Below are 1,678 nucleotides of genomic sequence, written 5' to 3'. Positions count from 1 at the left end.
CGGGCGCTGTCAAGGTAGTTGCCGCAAAAAGTTCGATGCTCAAGCGGCTAGTTTTTGTGTTTGATTCTGATCCTTTGGTGTTTGCGGGTTGAGGTGCACTTCGGTGATTGGCGACCAATTGCGAGTTCCCCCTGACCAGCGGTTGGGATTGGCGTTTCGGGCCGCAGCATAGACCTTGGCGCGTTCAGCCAGAATGGCCTCATCGAGTTTTAAGTGCCGCTGCGCTGGGGTTATAAATCGAATGGCGCTGTGGCGATGTTCGTGGTTGTACCAATGAACTAATCCGGTAACCCAGCGCCGCGCCTGCAGCAGGCTGTTGAACGGTTTGACGGGCAGTTGAGGCCGGTACTTCAGTGTCCTGAACAAAGCCTCGGAGTAAGGATTGTCGTTACTGACCGCCGGTCGGCTGCGAGAAGCCGCCACACCCAGACGCTGCATGGTAGCGAGCATCGTTTCTCCCTTCATCGGGGAGCCGTTGTCCGAGTGAACGGTAAGCTGATGGGGCGTGATGCCCTGGCGCTCGCAGATGGCCCTCAGCAGCTGGCTGGCCAGCTCGGCACTCTCACAGTCGTAGACCTGCCAGCCAACGATCCGGCGGCTGAACAGGTCCACAAACAGGTAAAGGTAGAAGTAACAGCCGCGTACCTCGGTGGGCAAGTAGCTGATGTCCCAGCAATAAATCTGGTCGGGCCCGGTCGCCACCAGCGCGCGTGGCCGGCTGCGTTTGTCCGCCACCCGCTCCAGGCGGCGATGGCTGAGCTGACCGACTTCACGCAGCAGCCGGTACAGGGTCGACTCGCTCGCCACATACACGCCCTGGTCAGCCAGGCGCGGCACGATTTGGCTCGGTGGCAGATCCTTGAATTGCTCGCTGTTGAGTAACTCCAGCGCAGCTTTCCTCTCGGCCTCGCTGAGCTTGTTGGGCGGCACGGTGATGCGGCGTTTGTTGCCGACCCTGAGGTCGCCTTGCTGGTTGCCAGGGTGCTGCCAGCGCTGAACGGTACGCGCATCCAACCCAATCAGGGCGCAGGCCTTTTGCAGACGTGCGCCGCTCTCGCAGGACTGCCGGATCAGCGTCAGCAGGGTCTGGCGCTGTTGGCAAGTAGTCATTTCTCCTCGTCCTCCCACAGGGCCTGGAACTTTTTTCAGCAAGCACCAGCAAGGCTGCGGCTTCGGCCAGCGCCTTCTCTTTTCGACGCAGTTCACGCTGCAGCCCATCGTGTTTGACTTGCAGTTCACGCAACGCCGCCCTGGCTTCGCGCGATTCAGGCGCTGTGGCGTTGCAAAACGCCTCACCCCAAGCCTTCAACTGGTGCTCAAACAACCCCTTCTCCCGGCACCAGGCATGCAGTTGTGTGGGCGTCATGGCATGCGTCTGGTTCAGCGCAAGCAAGCGCTGGGCAGGGCCCCACGATTGGGCCGGTAAGTCGTCAGGCAGTTGCGCTGCGGGGCCACCGACTTCATGCTTTCGGTTGGACTTGCTGATCCATTTTCTCAAGGTGCCCACCGGCATATTCAAATCATTGGCTACGTCCTGGACGCTGCGTTTGCCTCGTTGCCTGGCTTTGCTCAGGGCTTGTTCTTGGAATTCAGTTGAATGTCGATTTGTTGTCATGAATAACGCTCCAATGCGGATCATCCGCAATCATGGGAGCGGCAACTAGTCTGACACGGGGGG

At 59.7% G+C, this 1,678-nt stretch carries 1 protein-coding gene; it reads right to left on the bottom strand.

Going from position 1 to position 1,678, the window contains the following annotated elements:
• Positions 1 to 39 precede the first annotated feature (39 nt).
• Positions 40 to 1,152: an IS3 family transposase gene (locus ACP7AD_RS18475; RefSeq protein WP_426166391.1), complete on the bottom strand. Its 1,113-nt coding sequence runs from the start codon at positions 1,150 to 1,152 to the stop codon at positions 40 to 42.
• Positions 1,153 to 1,678 lie beyond the last annotated feature (526 nt).

The organism is Polaromonas sp. DSP2-3-2b2, assembly GCF_049895905.1.
Taxonomy (GTDB): domain Bacteria; phylum Pseudomonadota; class Gammaproteobacteria; order Burkholderiales; family Burkholderiaceae_C; genus Polaromonas.
The sequence above is the reverse complement of the archived record's forward strand: the minus strand, read 5'-3'. Positions and strand labels throughout refer to the sequence as shown.